The sequence below is a fragment of the Friedmanniella luteola genome (genome assembly GCF_900105065.1).
GTDB classification, from domain to species: domain Bacteria; phylum Actinomycetota; class Actinomycetes; order Propionibacteriales; family Propionibacteriaceae; genus Microlunatus; species Microlunatus luteolus.
Window position 1 is genome coordinate 523,718 of sequence record NZ_LT629749.1, and the last position, 17,969, is coordinate 541,686.

Annotated in this window: 16 protein-coding genes; 9 read left to right on the forward strand and 7 right to left on the reverse strand. The window is 73.3% G+C overall.

Translation table 11 applies throughout. The features are described from left to right. Positions 1-2: 2 nt before the first annotated feature. Positions 3-767, reverse strand: a complete 765-nt coding sequence (locus BLT72_RS02480; RefSeq protein WP_091409691.1) for an SDR family NAD(P)-dependent oxidoreductase — start codon at positions 765-767, stop codon at positions 3-5. Between the two features lie 80 nt (positions 768-847). Between BLT72_RS02480 and BLT72_RS02485 the strand changes: the two genes are divergently transcribed. Then, a complete protein-coding gene (locus BLT72_RS02485; protein WP_091409695.1) occupies positions 848-1,600 on the forward strand; it encodes a phosphoglyceromutase in 753 nt (250 codons plus the stop codon). A gap of 197 nt (positions 1,601-1,797) precedes the next feature. On the opposite strand, the gene phoU is transcribed toward BLT72_RS02485, so the two are convergent. Beyond that, a complete protein-coding gene (gene phoU / locus BLT72_RS02490) occupies positions 1,798-2,463 on the reverse strand; it encodes a phosphate signaling complex protein PhoU (RefSeq protein WP_091409699.1) in 666 nt (221 codons plus the stop codon). A gap of 172 nt (positions 2,464-2,635) precedes the next feature. Here phoU and BLT72_RS02495 point away from each other — a divergent pair, with 172 nt between their 5' ends. The 3 genes from BLT72_RS02495 (at position 2,636) to BLT72_RS02505 (ending at position 5,587) form a co-directional block, all read left to right on the forward strand. Beyond that, positions 2,636-3,865 (forward strand): sensor histidine kinase, encoded by a 1,230-nt coding sequence (locus tag BLT72_RS02495; protein ID WP_091409702.1) that lies wholly within the window; start codon positions 2,636-2,638, stop codon positions 3,863-3,865. Next, a complete protein-coding gene (locus BLT72_RS02500) occupies positions 3,862-4,539 on the forward strand; it encodes a response regulator transcription factor (RefSeq protein ID WP_091409705.1) in 678 nt (225 codons plus the stop codon). The genes BLT72_RS02495 and BLT72_RS02500 overlap by 4 nt, the downstream gene beginning before the upstream one ends. 88 nt (positions 4,540-4,627) lie before the next feature. Then, positions 4,628-5,587 carry a ribose-phosphate diphosphokinase gene (locus BLT72_RS02505; protein ID WP_091409707.1) on the forward strand — a complete coding sequence of 320 codons (960 nt, stop codon included), beginning with the start codon at positions 4,628-4,630 and terminating at the stop codon, positions 5,585-5,587. A 63-nt stretch (positions 5,588-5,650) separates the two neighbouring features. Here BLT72_RS02505 and BLT72_RS02510 read toward each other — a convergent pair whose 3' ends face one another. Further along, entirely contained in the window at positions 5,651-6,253 is a 603-nt protein-coding gene (locus BLT72_RS02510; protein WP_091409710.1) for a hypothetical protein, read from the reverse strand. Between the two features lie 315 nt (positions 6,254-6,568). On the opposite strand from BLT72_RS02510, the gene BLT72_RS02515 reads away from it, so the two are divergent. Then, positions 6,569-7,054, forward strand: a complete 486-nt coding sequence (locus BLT72_RS02515; RefSeq protein ID WP_091409713.1) for a CarD family transcriptional regulator — start codon at positions 6,569-6,571, stop codon at positions 7,052-7,054. 40 nt (positions 7,055-7,094) lie between these two features. Next, positions 7,095-7,568 (forward strand): 2-C-methyl-D-erythritol 2,4-cyclodiphosphate synthase, encoded by a 474-nt coding sequence (ispF, locus tag BLT72_RS02520; RefSeq protein ID WP_091416508.1) that lies wholly within the window; start codon positions 7,095-7,097, stop codon positions 7,566-7,568. Positions 7,569-7,622: 54 nt separating this feature from the next. On the opposite strand, the gene BLT72_RS02525 is transcribed toward ispF, so the two are convergent. Further along, positions 7,623-8,732, reverse strand: coding sequence for a neutral zinc metallopeptidase (locus BLT72_RS02525; protein WP_091409715.1), 1,110 nt, complete (start codon positions 8,730-8,732; stop codon positions 7,623-7,625). A gap of 138 nt (positions 8,733-8,870) precedes the next feature. Between BLT72_RS02525 and BLT72_RS02530 the strand changes: the two genes are divergently transcribed. Both BLT72_RS02530 and BLT72_RS02535 read left to right on the forward strand, forming a co-directional pair. Further along, a complete protein-coding gene (locus BLT72_RS02530) occupies positions 8,871-10,583 on the forward strand; it encodes a DUF2207 family protein (protein ID WP_091409720.1) in 1,713 nt (570 codons plus the stop codon). Positions 10,584-10,703: 120 nt separating this feature from the next. Beyond that, on the forward strand, positions 10,704-12,173 hold the full coding sequence (locus BLT72_RS02535) for a cryptochrome/photolyase family protein (RefSeq protein WP_091409723.1): 1,470 nt from the start codon (positions 10,704-10,706) through the stop codon (positions 12,171-12,173). 75 nt (positions 12,174-12,248) lie between these two features. Here BLT72_RS02535 and BLT72_RS02540 read toward each other — a convergent pair whose 3' ends face one another. The 3 genes from BLT72_RS02540 to BLT72_RS02550 form a co-directional block, all read right to left on the reverse strand. Beyond that, the gene (locus BLT72_RS02540; protein WP_091409727.1) at positions 12,249-15,599 is read right to left on the reverse strand and encodes a S8 family peptidase; all 3,351 of its coding nucleotides are present in this window, start codon (positions 15,597-15,599) and stop codon (positions 12,249-12,251) included. Between the two features lie 166 nt (positions 15,600-15,765). Then, entirely contained in the window at positions 15,766-16,788 is a 1,023-nt protein-coding gene (locus tag BLT72_RS02545) for an aldo/keto reductase (RefSeq protein WP_091409731.1), read from the reverse strand. A 43-nt stretch (positions 16,789-16,831) separates the two neighbouring features. After that, complete coding sequence (locus tag BLT72_RS02550; RefSeq protein ID WP_091409734.1) at positions 16,832-17,035, reverse strand: hypothetical protein; 204 nt, start codon at positions 17,033-17,035, stop codon at positions 16,832-16,834. Between the two features lie 110 nt (positions 17,036-17,145). Between BLT72_RS02550 and BLT72_RS02555 the strand changes: the two genes are divergently transcribed. Continuing rightward, positions 17,146-17,964: a serine hydrolase gene (locus tag BLT72_RS02555; RefSeq protein ID WP_197677175.1), complete on the forward strand. Its 819-nt coding sequence runs from the start codon at positions 17,146-17,148 to the stop codon at positions 17,962-17,964. The last annotated feature ends 5 nt before the right edge of the window (positions 17,965-17,969 follow it).

Below are 17,969 nucleotides of genomic sequence, written 5' to 3' on the forward strand. Positions count from 1 at the left end.
GCTCAGACGCCGACCCGGTGCACCTTGTGCTGGGCGGCCTGGGCGCGGGGCCGGACCGTCATCCGGTCGATGTTGACGTGCGCGGGCCGCGCGGCGACCCAGGCGACGCAGTCGGCGATGTCCTCGGCGGTCAGCGGCTCGGCGACGCCGGCGTACACCTTGGCCGCGCGGTCGGCGTCCCCGGCGTAGCGCGTGAGCGAGAACTCCTCGGTCGCCACCATGCCGGGCGAGATCTCGGCGATCCGGACCGGCTGGTCGACCAGCTCGAGGCGCATCGCGCCGGCGATCGCCCGCTCGGCGGCCTTCGCGCCGCAGTAGCCGGCGCCGCCCTCGTAGGCGCCGTCGGCGGCGACCGAGGTGACGAAGATGACCTGCCCCTCGCTCGCGACCAGGGCGGGCAGCAGGGCCTTGGTGACGGCGGCGGCGCCGAGCACGTTGGAGGCGTACATCGCCTGCCACGCGTCGAGGTCGGCCTCGGCCACCGGCTCCTGGCCCAGCGCGCCGCCGGCGTTGTTGACCAGCAGGTGACAGCGCTCGCCGACGGCCGCGGCGAGCGTGGCGACCTGCCCGGCGTCGGTGACGTCGCAGGCCACGGCGGTGCCGTCGATCTCGGCAGCCAGTGCCTCGATCCGGTCCGCGCGCCGGGCGGCGGCGACCACGTGGAAGCCGTCGGCGGCCAGCCGGCGGGCGCTCGCGGCGCCGATCCCGCTGCTCGCTCCGGTGACGACGGCGACGGGACGGCTGCTGGGTGCGGGCGTGGAGGTCATGCACGCCATCATCCGGGTCGCCGTCTCGCCGCCGTCCGGCGACCCCGGGCCGGCGGGAGGGGTTCCACTACGCTCCTGCCATGAGCTCAACCTTGATCCTGCTGCGGCACGGCGAGAGCGCCTGGAACGCGCTGAACCTCTTCACCGGCTGGGTGGACGTCGACCTCAACGAGAAGGGCGAGCGCGAGGCGCGCCGCGGCGGCGAGCTGATCGCCGAGGCCGGCCTGCTGCCCGACGTGCTGCACACGTCGCTGCTGCGCCGCGCGATCCGCACCTCGCAGCTGGCGCTGGACACCGCCGACCGGCTCTGGATCCCGACGAAGCGGTCGTGGCGGCTGAACGAGCGCCACTACGGTGCCCTGCAGGGCAAGGACAAAGCGGCGACGCTGGCCGAGTACGGCGAGCAGCAGTTCATGACCTGGCGCCGCAGCTACGACGTGCCGCCGCCCCCGATCGACGACGACGACGAGTACGCGCAGTTCAGCGACCCCCGCTACGCCGGTCTGCCGCCCGAGGCGCGCCCGCAGACGGAGTGCCTGAAGGACGTCCTGCTCCGCGCCCTGCCGTACTGGTACGACCAGATCGTCCCCGACCTGATGGCCGGCAAGGTGACGCTCGTCGCCGCGCACGGCAACTCGCTCCGCGCGATCGTCAAGCACCTCGACAAGATCAGCGATGACGACGTCGTCGGCCTCAACATCCCGACGGGCATCCCGCTGGTCTACGAGCTGGACGACGCCCTCACCCCGGTCACCCCCGGCGGCCGCTACCTCGACCCCGAGGCCGCCGCCGCGTCGATCGAGGCGGTCAAGAACCAGGGCAAGAAGAAGTAGGGCACGACCTCGCGGCCCTCGCTCGTCGCCGCGGCGCCAGCAGGCGCCGCGGGGACGAGCGGACGCCGCGGCTCCTGGGCCCTTCGACGAGCTCAGGGCGCGGTCGTCAGAGGCGCGGTAGGCGCATCTGACGCCCCCGCCCGCGCCGCGGTCCGCAGCTCAGAGGCCCGAGCAGTCCGAGCGGAGCGAGGACAGAGTTACGGCTGCGGCCAGTACGCGTCTTCCGGGAAGTCGCCGGTGACGATGTAGATGATCCGGCGGGCCATCGAGGCGGCGTGGTCGGCGATGCGCTCGTAGTAGCGGCCGAGCAGCGCGACGTCCACGGCGGCCTCGACGCCGAAGTTCCACTCGTCGCTCAGCAGCAGGCGGAACTGGGTGCGGCGGAGCTCGTCCATCTCCTCGTCGCGGGCGCGCAGCTCCTGGGCGTTCTGGATGTTGCGGTCGTTCAGCGTCTGGCCGGCGGTGACGACCATCTTCTCGGCGACGTCGCCCATCCGGACGAAGTTGGGACGCAGGCTGTCGGGCACGGCGATCTCGGGGTAGCGGAGCCGGGCGATCTTGGCGACGTGGGCGGCGAGGTCGCCCATCCGCTCCAGCTCGGTGACCATCCGCAGGGTGGCGACGAGGGTCCGCAGCTCGCCGGCGACGGGGGCCTGGCGGGCCAGCAGGGAGAACGCGCGCGCCTCGACCTCGCTCTGCTTGTGGTCGAGCTTCTCGTCGTCGCTGATCACCTGCTCGGCGAGGTGGATGTCGGCCTCGAGCAGAGCCGTCGTGCTGCTGCGCACCGCGGACGAGACCACCTGGGACATCTCGACCAGGTCGGCCAGGATGTCGTCGAGCTGCTCGCGGTAGGAGTCCCGCATCGGTCGTTCCCCTCGTAGATCATCAAGTCGTGGCAACCCTATGCCCGGGCAGTACAGGGAGCGGTGGGGGCGGTGAACGCGGGGTGAACAGGGCGGGAACGGTCCACGCCGCGCCGCGCGACGGGCCGGTGAACGGTCGGGAGCATCCGGGGGGCGGCCCTACGATCAACCTGTGAACCCGACCCTGGCCGCTCTGGCGGCCCTCGTCGTCGGGGTCCTGCTCGGGGTGCTCGTGACCCGCTGGACCCGGCGTGACCGCACCCCGGTCGAGCCGGACGACCTCGAGTCCGCCACGCCCCCGCTGCCCGACGGGGTGTCCGAGGTGCTGAGCGTGCTGCGCTCCTCCGGCGTCGTCGTCGGGCCGCACGACGAGGTCCTCGAGGCCACCAGCACCGCCCGGAACCTGGGGCTGGCGCGCGGCAGCCGGGTCGCCCTGCCGCAGCTCCTGGAGATGGTCCGGGCCGTGCGGCGCGACCGGGTGATCCGGACGACCGACCTCGAGGTGTCCCGCGGGCCGCGGGCCGCCTCCACTTTCCTGACGGCGCGGGTGGCTCCGCTGGCCGACCAGCACATCCTCATCCTGGCCGACGACCAGACGACGGCCCGGCGGACCGAGCAGACCCGGCGCGACTTCGTCGCGAACGTCAGCCACGAGCTCAAGACCCCGATCGGGGCGATCTCGCTGCTGGCCGAGGCGGTCGAGGACGCGGCCGAGGACCCGGTCGCCGTCCGCCGCTTCGCCGGGCGGATGGGCGTGGAGTCGGCGCGGCTGAACGACCTGGTCGCGCAGATCATCGAGCTGTCCCGGCTGCAGGCCGACGACCCGCTCCGCGACGCCGAGGTCGTGGACATCGACGACGTGCTGGTCGACGCCGTGGACCGCTGCCGCGTGGACGCCGAGCAGCACCAGGTCACCCTGGCCGTCGCCGGCGCCACCGGCACGCAGGTCCTGGGCGACGCCCGCCAGCTCAGCGTCGCCGTCGGCAACCTGGTCGAGAACGCGGTGGTCTACTCCGACCCGGGGGCCCGCGTGGTCGTCGCCGCCCACGTGCAGGCGCAGAGCGACGACGACTACATCGAGATCACCGTGTCCGACAACGGCATCGGCATCCCCGCCTCCGAGGTCGACCGGATCTTCGAGCGCTTCTACCGCGTCGACTACGCCCGCAGCCGGGCCAACGGCGGCACCGGGCTGGGCCTGTCGATCGTCAAGCACATCGCCGCCACCCACGGCGGCGACGTCTCGGTCTGGAGCCGGCCCGGGGCCGGCTCGACCTTCACCATCAAGATCCCCGCGCACCTCAACGGTGCCGGGACCCCGACGCCGCCCGACGAGGTCGCGGCGACCGTCACCGCCCTGCCGGCCGGGGGCCGGCAGACCCCAGGACAGGAGGACCGATGACCCGTGTGCTCGTCGTCGAGGACGAGGAGTCCTACCGCGAGGCCCTCGCCTACATGCTGCGCAAGGAGGGCTTCGACGTGATCGAGGCCGCCGACGGCACGGCCGGGCTGGCCGAGTACGACCGGGCCGGAGCCGACATCGTGCTCCTGGACCTGATGATGCCCGGTCTGCCGGGGACCGAGGTCTGCCGCCAGCTGCGGCTGCGCGGCCCCGTGCCGGTCATCATGGTCACCGCCCGGGACTCCGAGATCGACAAGGTCGTGGGCCTGGAGCTGGGCGCCGACGACTACGTCACCAAGCCGTTCAGCCACCGCGAGCTGGTGGCCCGGATCCGCGCCGTGCTGCGGCGGGGGACCGACGTCGAGCTGGTGCCGGACGTCGTCGAGTCGGCCGGGGTCCGGATGGACGTCGAGCGGCACGAGGTCTCCGTGAACGGTGACCGGGTGAAGCTGGCGCTCAAGGAGTTCGAGCTGCTCGAGATGCTGCTCCGCAACGCGGGCCGCGTGATGACCCGCGGCCAGCTGATCGACCGGATCTGGGGGGCCGACTACGTCGGGGACACCAAGACCCTCGACGTGCACGTCAAGCGGCTGCGCAGCAAGCTGGAGGCCGACCCGGCCAACCCGCGCTACCTGGTGACCGTCCGCGGGCTCGGCTACAAGTTCGAGGGCTGAACCCCGCGCCGGACGGGCCCGACGGCGGGCCCGTCCGGGCGCCGACAGCCGCGGCGGGGCCCCGGTCGCCCGGGGTTAGGGTGGCCCGGTGACCGGCGACATCACCGTCTTCTCGGGCTCCGCCCATCACGAGTTCGCCCGGGAGATGTGCTCCATCCTGGACGTGCCCCTCTCCCAGACGCGGACGACGCGGTTCAGCAACGACTGCCTCCAGGTGCAGCTGCGCGACAACTGCCGCCAGCGTGACGTCTACGTCGTCCAGCCGCTGGTGCCGCCCGTTCAGGAGAACCTCATGGAGCTCCTGCTGATGCTGGACGCGGCCCGCGGGGCGTCGGCGGCCCACATCACCGCGGTGGTCCCGCACTTCGCCTACGCGCGCTCGGACAAGAAGGACGCCCCGCGCATCTCCATCGGCGCCCGGCTGGTCGCCGACATGCTCGAGACGGCCGGGGCCACCCGGGTGCTGACGATGGCGCTGCACGCCCCCCAGGTGCACGGCTTCTTCTCCGTGCCCGTCGACCACCTCAGCGCCGTGCTGGAGCTGGCCGCCCACTTCCGCCGGCAGGACCTCAGCAACACCGTCGTCGTCTCCCCGGACCTCGGCAACGCCAAGGTGGCCACCGAGTTCGCCCGGAACCTCGGCCTGCCCGTCGCGGCCGGCTCCAAGCAGCGCACGAGCGACGACCGCGTCGTCATCGACCGGATCGTCGGCGACGTGCGGGGCAAGGACGTCATCGTGCTGGACGACGAGATCGCCACCGGCGGCTCCATCGTCGAGCTGCTCCGGGTGCTGCGCCAGGAGGGCGCCCTGCAGTTCTCCATCGCCTGCACGCACGGGCTGTTCACCGGGCCGGCCATCGAGCGGCTCAAGCAGGAGCCCGACATCGTCGAGATCGTGACCACCAACACGGTGCCGCTGCCCCCGGAGAAGCAGCTGCCCACCATCGTCGTCCGCTCCGTCGCCCCGCTGTTCGCGGAGGCGGTGCACCGGATCCACGCGGGGGAGTCGGTCAGCAGCCTCTTCAGCGACCGCGAGACCTACGGCTGAGCGCCACTGGGTCCCCTGCGGGCTCCCGCGCCGGACGGGCCGCCGGCGCGGGAGGTGCGGCGGCTAGCCGGTCTCGCTGGGGCTGGGGCTCGGCCCGGGACTCGCGCTGCCGCTGGCCTCCGGGCTGGGGATCGGGGTCTGCGGTTCGGCGCTCGGGGTGATGCTGATGCCCGTCGAGGGCGAGGGGCTGGCCGACGTGCCGATCGAGCGCCACTCCGGCAGGGTGCCGTCGACGATCGGGCAGTTGAGCGCGACCGGGCCGGAGCCCTCGAACTCCATCGTCACCGACGCGGCGCCGCCCGCGACCAGCGCGGGGGCGGACACCGTGATCAGGGGTCCGTTCGTGAGCACGACCAGCCGGCCGGCGGGCAGCTCGACCGGGGCCGGGACCTCCGCGGTGACGGCCGGGGCGGGGGAACCCGACAGCGGGGACGGGACGACGGCGACCGCGGTCAGCGTGTCGCCCCCGCCGCTGAGGATCGAGGCGCTGATGAACGCCTCGCCCTCGGTGCGGGAGACCACCACGAGGTTGCGGATCTTCAGCTGGTTGTCGGCCCCGACGTCGAGGTTGGTGCCGTCGGCGGGTGTGTAGGGCTGCGACGTCTGCGCGTCGAAGCCGCAACCCGCCGCGGACCCGAGGAGGCCGAGCGAGAGCACCGTCGCCATCAGGGCGCGGGCGCCACGGCCCCTTGCACGTCCTGCCGGACGCCTGTCTTGTGACACGAGGTCGACTCCCGCCTGCCTGAGATGACACCTTGCTCTGCTGGACACTGCCCGCAGCCTATCCAGTCGCCCGAGGTCGCTGCACCGGCTCACCGTCCGGGGTCCCCCCGCGTGTCCCACGCCACACCCGCTGCACACGCATCGAGGTTTTGTCAAGCGTCGATGTGGGCCGCGACCGGCCTCTGGCTAGCGCAAACGCCTCTTTTGCGAACCTGAGAGCGTGCTAAACTTGAGGTCGCGAAAGGGGTACCGAACAATATGACCTTCACAGTCGGTGAGACGGTGGTCTACCCAAATCATGGGGCTGCCGTGATCGAGGACATCGAAACCCGTCAGATCAAAGGTGAGGACAGGCTCTACCTCGTCCTCCGCATCGTAGGGCAGACCGACCTGATCGTCCGGGTCCCGGCCTGCAACCTGGACCTCGTCGGGGTCCGTGACGTCGTGGACGCGGACGGCCTCGAGAAGGTGTTCGGCGTGCTCCGCGCCCCGCACACCGAGGAGCCGACCAACTGGTCGCGTCGGTACAAGGCGAACCTCGAGAAGCTGCACTCGGGCAACGTCATGAAGGTCGCCGAGGTCGTCCGTGACCTCTGGCGTCGTGAGCGCGAGCGTGGCCTCTCCGCCGGTGAGAAGCGCATGCTGGCCAAGGCCCGTCAGATCCTCACCTCCGAGCTCGCGCTGGCCGAGCGCGTCCCGGAGGACAAGGCCGAGATCCTGCTGGACGAGGTCCTCGCGTCCTGATCTCCACCCGTCGAGCGCCGTGCCGCGTGCGGGTCTGCTGATGCAGATCCGCACCGGCATCGGGGTCGACGTGCACCGCCTCGCTCCGGGCCGTCCGATGACGGTCGCGGGGCTTCTGTTCGTCGACGAGCCGTCGGGCCCCGAGGGCCACTCCGACGGCGACGTCGTCGCCCACGCCGCCTGCGACGCGCTGCTCAGCGCCGCCGGGCTCGGCGACCTGGGCAGCAACTACGGCACGTCCGACCCGCGCTGGTCGGGTGCCCCGGGCGTCGACTTCCTCACCGAGACCGCGCAGCGGGTGCGCGCCGCCGGCTACGAGATCGGCTCGGTGGCGGTCCAGCTGGTCGGCAACCGGCCGAAGCTGGGCCCGCGCCGGCAGGAGGCCGAGCAGGTGCTGGGCGAGGCCGTCGGCGCGCCCGTCTCGGTCGCCGGCACCACCACCGACGGGCTGGGCCTGACCGGCCGCGGCGAGGGCGTCGCCGCCATCGCCACCGCCGTCGTCCACCGCGCCTGACCGGCCGCACCAGCCGCCCCGCTCGGTCACCGCAGCCCGGGTGCCCCCCCCCGCTCAGCGGACCAGGTTCGACTTGGCCGTGTAGGTGTTGCAGGCGCTGACGTCACCGCTGTTGAGGCCGGTCTGGCCCCAGTACTCGCGCGAGCGGGCCAGGCCGTGGTTGCCGACGATGTCCGCGTCGCCGCTGACCGAGTCGTCGCCGACGGCCCGGTAGACGTCGAGGATGCCCCGGACGTCGGACTGCTCGATCCGCAAGGAGCCGGACACCGACCGCAGGAACATGCCCGAGAGGCAGTCCGCCTGGACCTCCAGGCGCCGGGAGAGCCCCAGCTCGGTCGACTCGTCACCGGCCTGCTGGCCGAGCGCCTGCGACGAGATGAGGATGGCGGTCCGCGCCTGCAGGGCGTGCCCGAACTCGTGGGCCATGACGACGTCGGCGCCCCACTTGTCGGTCGCCACCACGGGGACGGCGTCGTCGAGCAGGTTGCTGTAGTAGACCTGCTGGTCGGCGCCGCAGTAGAAGGCGTTCACCCCGCTCTTGCCGCAGCGGGTGGTGATCTCCTCGCCGTAGACGGTGACGGTCGGCCGGACGATCTGGAACCGGGCACCCTCCACTGGCGGCTGCCAGACCCGGACCAGGCACTCCATCAGACCCGAGAAGTGCTCCTCCAGCTCGCTGTCGCTGGCGTCGCCGACGTCGATCGGGTCGGCGTCGCAGCGGACCGGCGTGGGGGTGGCCTGCCGGTAGAACGGGTTGGCGACCAGCAGCTGCTCGGCCTCGTCGTAGGTCTCGGGCTGCGGCAGGGCCGGCGGGCTCGTGTCCGGCGGCGGCACCTGGTAGTTGTCGTTCTGGTAGGCCGTGTCGGACGTGCCGCCGTCGGCCACGTTCGACACCGCCAGGGCCGCCACCATGAGCAGGCCGAGGACGACCCCGGTCATCAGCAGCGCCCGGATCGGGCTGCGCCCGCGAGGTGCGGGGCCACGCGGCGGCTGGCCGTAGGGCTGCAGCCCCGGCCGGCCGTACGGGTTCGTCGCGGGGCCGCGCTGCCCGCCCCAGCCCTGGGGCGCCTGCCCGTACGGGTTGTAGCCGTACGGGTTCCGCCCGGCCGGGGCCCGCCCGGGGGCGTTGCCGGGCGGCGGGGGTCCCCAAGGTCGCTGGCTCACGGGGGTGAGCCTAACCGGGGGCCGGGGCGTCGGGGCGGGGGAGCGGACGGGCGTGGCGGATCGCGGCCCGGGCGATCGGAGGCGCGAAACAGCCCCGGCCACCCCCGCGCGGCCGGCCGGGGATGGGAGGGTGTCTCCGTGCCCGCTCACTCTGCATCGACGACGCCCACCCGCCGCCGCGTCGGGTCGCTCCTCGCCGCCTGCGCGGTGGCCACCGGCCTGTGGGCCGGGCCGCTGGCTGTCCCTGCCTCCGCGGAGGGCGCGGCCTCCCGCGTCGTGGTCGACGGGTCGCTGGCGAAGGACGGGACCCTGGTGGTCACCGAGACGATCACCTTCAGCGGCGCAGCCCCCGCCGAGCTGGAGCAGCAGCTCGAGACCCGCGAGAACCTCGTCGGCGACCGGCAGTACGTGCAGGAGGTGTCGGCGGTCACCGGGACGGCCGGCGGCGACCCGGCCACGCCGGCCGTCGAGGTCGACGGGCGCTTCACGACCGTGACGCTGCCCACCGGCGGGGCCTCGGAGGTGACCCTCGGCTACACCGTCACCGGTGCCGTGGTGAACCTCGAGGGCGGCGAGACGGCGTTGCGCTGGCCCCTGCTGCAGGGGTTGAGCGTCAGCGTCGACCAGTTCGAGGGCACCGTGCAGATCCCCGGCGCCTTCAGCTACGTCAAGTGCACCGCGGGCCCGCCCAACTCGACGGTGCCCTGCGAGGTCGCCTCCGCGGGCACCGAGAACGCCCGGGTCCCGACCTTCCGCGACGGGCCCCGCGGTCAGGGCGAGGTGGTCGTCGTCGACATCGGCTTCCCGGCGGGCGCCCTGACCGCCAACGAGGTCGTCGACCGCCGCTGGACCGTCGGCCGCGCCTTCTCCGCCGACCCGCTCCCGCTGGGCCTCGCCCTCGGTCTGCTCGTGCTGGGCGGGCTGGCCCTCCTGCTGGTGCACCGCCGCCGGGGGTCCGACCAGCGCACGGCGTCCGGCGAGGTCGGCCGGGTCGCCGAGTTCGCCCCGGTCGCCGCCGGGCAGAGCGAGTTCCGCGTCGTCGACGACATCCGCCCCGGCCACATCGGCACGGTCGCCGACGAGCGCGTCGACCCCATCGACATCACCGCGACCCTGGTCGACCTCGCCGTCCGCGGGCACCTGCTGATCACCGAGCTGCCGCGGGAGACCGAGTTCGGCCGCACCGACTGGGACCTCACCCGGCTCTCCGGCGCGGACGAGCTCAAGCCGTTCGAGCGGAGCCTGCTGGACGGCATCGCGCCGGCCGGCGGCAACGTCCTCGTCTCCCAGGTGGCCGAGCGCGTCCAGGCCTCCGTCGGCGACGTGCAGGACAAGCTCTACGACGAGGTCGTGGCCAACGGCTGGTTCGAGCGGCGGCCCGACGCCATCCGCAACCGCTGGACGCAGCTGGCGCTGTCCGCGCTGATCGCGGCCGTCGTCGTCACCGTCCTGCTGGCCGCCTTCACGACCTTCGGCCTCATCGGGCTGGCGCTCGTCGTGCTGGCCCTCGGCCTGGTGTTCGTCGCGCAGGAGATGCCGAGCCGGACCGCCAAGGGCACGGCGCTGCTGGGCGGGCTGGGCGCGCTGCGCTCGGACCTGATGAGCCAGCCGACCAGTCAGCTGCCCCCGGGGCGGGAGCTGGACGAGATCTCGCAGGTGCTGCCGTACACGATCGTGCTGGGCGGCCGCGACCGGTGGCTGGACGCCCTGGTCTCGGCCGACGACGACGACGACGCGGACGCCACCGACCTGTCCTGGTACCACGGTCCCGCGGGCTGGCACCTGCGGGACCTGCCGGACTCCCTCCGCAACTTCGTCACCACCGTCACCGGGAGCCTCTTCAGCCGGTGACCGTGCCGGGCCCGGCCACCGCGCGCCGGGCCCGGCCACCGCGCGCTGGGCCCGGCCACCGCGCCCTGAGCCTGTCGCCGCCGCCCTGCGCCTGTCGAAGGGCCGGGTACCGTCGGGCCCATGCGCCGCCGTTGGCTGTTCGGGGACCAGCTGGGTCCCGCCTTCCTCGACGACCCGGCGCAGCCGGTGCTGATGATCGAGGCCCACGGCGTGCTCCGCCGTCGGGCGTTCCACCGGCAGAAGGCGCACCTGGTGCTCTCCGCCCTGCGGCACCGGGCCGCTGAGCTGGGGGACCAGGCCCTCTACCTGGTGACCGACACGTACCGCGAGGGTCTGGCCCAGGTCGACGAGCCGCTCGACGTCGTCCAGCCGACGTCCTGGGCGGCGTTGCACCTCGTCGACCGGCTGGCCGAGGAGCGGGACGTCCTCCGGCTGCCCGCCCGCGGCTACGCCACCTCCCGGGCCGACTTCACCGCCTGGGCCGACGCCCGGCAGGGTCGCCGGCTGCTGATGGAGGACTTCTACCGGGACTCCCGGATGCGGCTGGACGTGCTGATGGAGGGTCGTGACCCGGTCGGCGGGCGGTGGAACTTCGACGCCGACAACCGCGAGCCCCCGCCGAGGACGCCGACGCTGGGGCTGCCCGAGCCGTCGTGGCCGGTCGAGGACGAGATCGACGCGCAGGTCCGCGAGGACCTGGACCGGCTGGAGCGGGAGGGCGTCCGCTTCGTCGGGCAGGACGGGCCCCGGCGGTTCGCGGTCACCCGCGCCGAGGCGCTGAACGCCCTCGACGACTTCGTGCAGAACCGGCTGGCCACCTTCGGCCGCTACGAGGACGCGATCCTCGCGGGCGACCGCTGGATGTCCCACTCGATGCTGTCGGCGCCGGTCAACCTCGGGCTGCTCGACCCGCTGGAGGAGGTCGACGCCGCCGTCGAGGCCTACCGGTCCGGGGAGGCCCCGATCAACGCCGTCGAGGGCTTCGTCCGGCAGGTGATCGGGTGGCGCGACTACATCTGGCACCTGTACTGGTACCTGGGCGAGGACTACCGCGACCGCAACGCGCTCGGGGCCGAGCGGGACGTGCCCGCCTGGTTCGTCGACCTCGACCCCGCCGGTACCGAGGCCGCCTGCCTCAGCTCGGCCCTCACCGGCGTCCGGGAGGACGCCTGGGCGCACCACATCCCGCGGCTGATGGTGCTCTCCAACTACGCGCTGCTGCAGGGCTGGAGCCCGCAGCAGATGACGGACTGGTTCCACCGCTCGTTCGTCGACGGCTACGACTGGGTGATGGTGCCGAACGTCATCGGCATGTCCCAGCACGCCGACGGCGGGGTGCTGGCGACCAAGCCCTACGCCGGGGGCGGCAACTACATCAACAAGATGAGCGACCACTGCCGCGACTGCGTCTACGACCCGAGGCAGCGGCTGGGGGAGAAGGCGTGCCCCTTCACCGCGGGCTACTGGATGTTCCTGCACCGCAACCGGGAGCTGTTCGCCCGCAACCACCGGATGATGCGCTCGATCAGCAGCCTCGACCGGCTGGCCGACCTGGACGCCCTGGTCGCGGAGAACCCCGACCTGGCCTGAGCCGGCCGGGAGACGGCCGAGCCCGGCCGACCTCGTGAGGTCGACCGGGCTCGTGGTCGTGCGTGCTGCTCCGGGTCAGCCGGCGGGCGTCGCGTGCAGCGTCTGCGCCTCCGCCCGGGTGCCGTCCACCCCGTGCAGGTGGAGGATGAGCGCCCGGGGGAGCGGCCCGGCCGCGGCGGTGCGGTAGGGGATCTTCGTCCCCGCCACATCCGGGTACACGATGCCGTCGACCTGGACGCCCGGGTTGACGACGTCGAAGGCGACGGCGGGCGTCTGGTCCTGGATGTTCTCCGTGAGCGGCGAGGCGTAGTAGTTGAACGTCCCCACCCGGTAGGTGATGGGGAAGGTCGACGCCGCGTCGGTGACGCCGATCGCGGCCGCGGAGACCGGGATCAGGAGCGTGTTGGTGTCGAAGACGTTGGTCTCGAAGTCCCCGTCGCCGAAGTTGAGCGGCTGGACGTCCACCAGCTGCTCGTCGGGGTCCTTGCGCAGGTCGAAGGTGAGGGCGTTGTAGATGTCCGTGTCGGTCTCGGCCTGCACGATGGTCTCGAAGTCGGCCTTGCCGTCACCGGTGGTGTCGATGTCGACGAACGGGGTGTTGTAGTGCCCGATCGTGGACATGTTGCCCCACGTGCTGAGCCCGAACCAGAGCGCGCCGTCGGCCTTGCTCCCGTTGTCGCCCGCGACGGCGCCGGCGCCGACGTAGTGCAGGTCACCGGCCTTGGTCGCGTAGGTCGCCGCGCAGCCGGCCGCCTGGACGCCGCCGCACTTCGGCTGCCGAGGGCTGTTGTAGCCCAGCGTCAGCACCGACAGCTTCGACTCGAAGGCCGTCGACCCGCCGCCCTGGGCGAACCCGGTGCCCTTGACGACCAGGGTGGGGGTGCCGCCCGGCGTGGTGTCGTCGGCGTGGGTGGTCGAGGCGGGCTTGGCCGCCCCGTACACCGGCACCCGGAGGGCCGTCTTCCCGGCGGGCGTGACGAGCAGCCGGCCGGACGCGTCCGACACGTACTGCCGCGCCCGCTCGAGCGGCTCGTCGTCCGGCCCGACGAAGAAGGCGTCGGTCTGCGTCTCGGCCATCGTCGGGTCGAGGGTGTGCCGCAGCTTCGCCGTCGTCACCGTCATGGTGACCGTGACGTCGACGTACCGGCCGGCCTTGATCGTCACCTTGGACTTGCTGGCCTTGTAGCTGACGCCCGGCTGGGTGACGACCGGCTGGTAGGCCACCGTGGCCGTGGTGGTCTTCTTCGCGTTGTTGCGGATGCGGACCTGCTGGGTCCTGGTGACCTTCGCCTTGTCGGCCGGCACGGCGACGACGCCGAAGGAGGCGCTGACCGCGCCACGGCCCAGCGTGTAGGCCAGCACCTCGGTCTTGACGGCGGCGAGCGCGTCGACGCGGCCGGCGCCGACCCGGGCCGGCCCGTACCTCAGGCCCTTCCGGCTCGGCTCGGTGTAGACGTCGTGACCGGCGGTGTTCATCACCGCGGCCTTCACCCGCTCGACGTTCCAGGAGGGGTGGGCCGCCCGCACGAGGGCGGCGATCCCGGCGGTGGCCGGGGAGGCCATCGAGGTGCCGGAGATGGTCAGCTGGTCGTTCCCGGTGCCCATGCCCGCGGAGGTGATGGTGTCGCCGGGGGCGGTGACGTCGGGCTTGACGACGCCCGGCTGGCCGTGGCCGCCGCGCGAGCTGAACGAGGAGAGCGTGTCGGTGATCGCGGGCGTGATGCTCTTGATGGTCCCGCGGAGCGACCCGTCGAAGGTGACGGCCAGGGTGCCGGCGGTCACGGCCGGCCGCAGCCGGTCCGTCCCCGCCTTGGGCAGCTGGACGACGGGGATGGTCGGGCTGCCCGTGATGCCGGCGTCGAACACGTCGACGCCCGCGGTGTAGATGGCCCCGACGGCGCCGGCGGCGGCGACGTTGGCGGCCCGCGCAGCGGAGCCGCAGAGCCGGGTGGCGTCGTCGTCGTCCCACTCGAGCCAGGCCACCTTGCCGTCGACCTTGGCGGCGTCCGCGGTGCCCAGCGGGGCGCAGCCGTCGGCGTTGGCGGTGGACAGGGCCACGACCTGGCCCGAGACGGGCGCCTTGTCGGCCCACGGGTAGGCGACGGAGAACTGGCTGGCGACCACGCCCGCGAGGTCCGTGGGGGCGGTGACCCGGAGGCCGTCCCGGAGCTGCAGCTCGTCGACCGAGCTGGCGACGGCGAGCGAGCGGACCGCGTTGCCCGGGGAGCCCGCGGCGTCGGTCAGGTCACCGGCGTTGCCGGCGGCCATCACCGGCAGCACGCCGTTCTTCGCCAGCACGTCGACCACGGCGTTCTCCGGGTCGTCGGCCGCCGAGAAGTCGCTGCCCAGCGACAGGTTGACGATGTCGAGGTGGTCGGCGAAGTCGCCGTCCCCGTTCGGGTCGAGCGCCCAGTCCAGGGCGGGGATGACGGCGTCGGTCGAGCCCTCGCAGCCGAAGACCTTCAGCGCGTAGAGGGAGGCCTGGGGCGCCATGCCCGGGCCGATCCGCATGCCGTACAGCTTGCTGCGGTCGAGGGTGGTGTAGCTGCCCCGGTAGGTGGAACCGTCGGCGTTGACGCCGTAGCCGGCCGCGGTGCCCGCCACGTGGGTGCCGTGCTCGTTGCAGTCCAGCGGGTTCCGGTCCGGTGAGGGGACGGGCTGGTAGGCCTCCGCGGCCGGGTCGGCGTTGTAGTCGTCGCCCACGAAGTCGGCGCCGCCGACGACCTTGGCGGTCCCGGCGAAGGTGCCCTGGCTCTTCAGGGCCTTGTCGTAGGCGCTGACGGTCCCGGCGCCGCCGAAGTCGGCGTGGGTGTAGTCGATGCCGGTGTCGATGATGCCGATCTTGACGCCCTTGCCGGTGACACCCGGGCTCTTCCAGGTGTTCACCGCCCGGGTGAGCTGGCTGGTGCTCGCGTTCGACACCTTCTTGGGCACGATCGGGGTGATCGCGACGACGTCGTCGCGCTCCGCGAGCGCCTTCAGCGTGTCGAGGTCGGCGACCATGCCCAGGCCGGGGACGGCGTTGGAGACGGCGAAGAGCTTGCGCACCTGCGGGTCGGAGCGCCGGGCGGCGGCCAGCACCTGGTCGGCGTCGCGGGCGACGTCGGCGCGCCGGTCGCGGGTGGCCGTCCGGGCCGCCGTCCGCGGCGCGCGGGAGGCGGACTTGAGGGTCCGGTCGGCCACGGAGGCGGCTCCGGGACCGGCGAGCTGGACGAACACGCTCTGGCGCTCCACCGACGACCGGTCGAGAGCGCCCTTGAGCTTGCTGTCCCGGATCGTCCCGGTGAGCGGGGTGACCTGGTACGGCTCGGTGCCGCGGGTGGGGGCGGCCGAGGCCGTCGGCACCCCGGCCAGGGTCAGCGGGGCCAGCAGCAGAGCGGCCCCGCAGGCCAGCAGGGCCCGGGGTCGCACGCGTCGGGGGGACATGGCATTCCGTTTCCGGGACCCCGGTGAGGGACTGGGCTGCCGGGAGTCCCGTCGGCAGTCTGAGCGGAGCCTAAGACCACAGCCTCACGATTCCTACCTCCGGTCCCCCCGGGACGCGCGCCCGGACACCCCTGCCACGGGGACGGAGGGTCCGGGACCGCCCGGATCAGGCGTCGATGGTGCTCATGTCCGGGTAGCGCTCGCCGACCGCGGCGGGTACCGCGCGGTCGAGCTCGGCGAGGTCGTCGGCGGTCAGCTCGACGGTCGCGGCCCCGACGTTCTCCTCGAGGTAGCGGACCCGCTTGGTGCCGGGGATGGGGACGACGTCGTCGCCCTGGGCCAGCACCCAGGCCAGCGCCAGCTGCCCGGGCGTCGCCCCCTTGCGCTGGGCGACGGCGCGGACGGCCTCGACGATGGCCAGGTTCGCGTCGAGGGCCTCGCCCTGGAAGCGCGGGTTGTGCCGCCTGAAGTCGGACGGGTCGAGGCTGTCGGTGGAGGTGATGGTCCCGGTCAGGAAGCCGCGGCCGAGCGGGGAGTAGGGCACCAGGCCGATGCCGAGCTCGCGCAGGGCGGGGAGGATCGCGTCCTCGACGTGCCGGGTCCACAGCGAGTACTCGGTCTGCAGGGCCGTGATCGGGTGCACCGCGTGGGCGCGGCGGATGGTGTCGACGCCGGCCTCGCTGAGGCCCAGGTGGCGCACCTTGCCGGCGGTGACGAGCTCGGCCATCGCCCCGACCGTCTCCTCGATCGGCACGGTCTTGTCGACGCGGTGCTGGTAGTAGAGGTCGATGTGGTCGACGCCGAGCCGCTGCAGGCTGGCGTCGCACGCGGAGCGGACGTAGGCGGGGCTGCCGTCGACCCAGCGCCTGCTGGGGTCGTCGGCGTCGCGGACGTTGCCGAACTTGGTGGCCAGCACCACCTCGTCCCGGCGCTCGGCGATGGCCCGGCCGACCAGCTGCTCGTTGGTGAACGGGCCGTACATGTCGGCGGTGTCGAGGAAGCTGACGCCGAGGTCGAGGGCGCGGTGGATCGTCGCGACGGCCTCGGACGCGTCGGCCGTGCTGTTCCGTGCTCCGCGCGGACCCACGTCCAGGTAGAACTCGGACATGCCCATGCAGCCGAGGCCGAGGGCGGAGACGGCGAGCGCGGCGTCGCCGGTGCCGAGCGTGCGGGTGGGGAGATCAGTCATGCTCCCAGCCTGCGCCTGCCGCCGTCGGCGGGCGGCGGCGGGGTCAGCGGCCCCGGTGCCGGCGCTCGTACTCCTCGATCGCGCGGCGCATCTGCCGGACGGCCGTCTCGACCGCGTCGTCCTCGAGGGGCTGCGGCGCCCGCCGGACCACCGGCTGCCAGGAGCCGAACCAGGCCCAGCTGGCCATGGCGAGCAGGCCGAGGCCGAAGAGCACGAGGACGATCGTGGTGACGGTCGTCGGAGCCATGGCGCCTACCCGAGGTCGGAGGGACCCGGTGAGCGTAACCCCGGTCCGGTCGGCGCGGACCACTACCGTGGACCCGCCCACCGCCCCGTCGAAGAACCCGGAGCCGCCCCGTGCCCGTCCCCGTGCCCTGGACGCTGCCGGACCTGCCCGCCGCCGCCCGCTGGTCGGTGGCCGTGCGCGACGGCGGCACGGGCGCCGTGCTCGCCGCCGTCCACCCCGACCAGCTGCAGCTGACGGCGAGCATCGGCAAGGTCTTCCTGCTGGTCGAGGTGGCGGCCCGGCTCGCCGACGGGTCGCTGGACCCGGAGGAGCCGCTGACCTGGACCGAGGAGGAGCACGTCGCCGACTCGGGCCTCTGGTACCTGATGGACCGGCGGACGCTGGGTGTCCGCGACCTCGCGGTCCTCGTCGGCGCCTTCAGCGACAACCTGGCGACCAACGTGCTGCTCCGCCGCGTCGGCCTGACGGCGGTGCAGGCCCGGGCCGTCGCGCTCGGCTGCACCCGCTCGACGCTGCTCGACCGGGTCCGGCTCCGCCGCACGCCGCAGGACCCGCCGACGCTCTCGGTCGGCACCGCGGGAGAGCTGTCGGGGCTGCTGCACGCCCTGCACGCCGGGACGGGGGTGGCGCCCGCCGTCTCCGCGCAGGTGCTCCGCTGGCTGGCCGCCGGAGCCGACCTGTCGATGGTGGCCTCCGCGTTCGACCTCGACCCGCTGGCCCACGGCGAGCCCGACCGCGGCGTGACCCTGGTCAACAAGACCGGCACCATCTCGATCGCCCGCGGTGACGTCGGCGTGGTCGCGGGACCGGACGCGACCCTGGCCTACGCCGTGCTCGCGACCTGGCCCGAGCACGTCGACGTCCGCGACGCCGTGCTCGCGGCGATGCGGACGGTCGGGCAGCAGCTGCGCGCGGCCGTCGGGGGGTAGGCCGG

What these genes read in the sequence shown, in the direction of transcription:
- BLT72_RS02550 (WP_091409734.1), bottom strand. Translation starts at nt 17,035, where the DNA reads ATGGCTCCGACGACCGTCACCACGATCGTCCTCGTGCTCTTCGGCCTC.
- BLT72_RS02510 (WP_091409710.1), bottom strand. Translation starts at nt 6,253, where the DNA reads ATGGCGACGGTGCTCTCGCTCGGCCTCCTCGGGTCCGCGGCGGGTTGC.
- BLT72_RS02535 (WP_091409723.1), top strand. Translation starts at nt 10,704, where the DNA reads ATGCGCCGCCGTTGGCTGTTCGGGGACCAGCTGGGTCCCGCCTTCCTC.
- BLT72_RS02515 (WP_091409713.1), top strand. Translation starts at nt 6,569, where the DNA reads ATGACCTTCACAGTCGGTGAGACGGTGGTCTACCCAAATCATGGGGCT.
- ispF (WP_091416508.1), top strand. Translation starts at nt 7,095, where the DNA reads ATGCAGATCCGCACCGGCATCGGGGTCGACGTGCACCGCCTCGCTCCG.
- BLT72_RS02540 (WP_091409727.1), bottom strand. Translation starts at nt 15,599, where the DNA reads ATGTCCCCCCGACGCGTGCGACCCCGGGCCCTGCTGGCCTGCGGGGCC.
- BLT72_RS02500 (WP_091409705.1), top strand. Translation starts at nt 3,862, where the DNA reads ATGACCCGTGTGCTCGTCGTCGAGGACGAGGAGTCCTACCGCGAGGCC.
- BLT72_RS02485 (WP_091409695.1), top strand. Translation starts at nt 848, where the DNA reads ATGAGCTCAACCTTGATCCTGCTGCGGCACGGCGAGAGCGCCTGGAAC.
- BLT72_RS02480 (WP_091409691.1), bottom strand. Translation starts at nt 767, where the DNA reads ATGACCTCCACGCCCGCACCCAGCAGCCGTCCCGTCGCCGTCGTCACC.
- phoU (WP_091409699.1), bottom strand. Translation starts at nt 2,463, where the DNA reads ATGCGGGACTCCTACCGCGAGCAGCTCGACGACATCCTGGCCGACCTG.
- BLT72_RS02545 (WP_091409731.1), bottom strand. Translation starts at nt 16,788, where the DNA reads ATGACTGATCTCCCCACCCGCACGCTCGGCACCGGCGACGCCGCGCTC.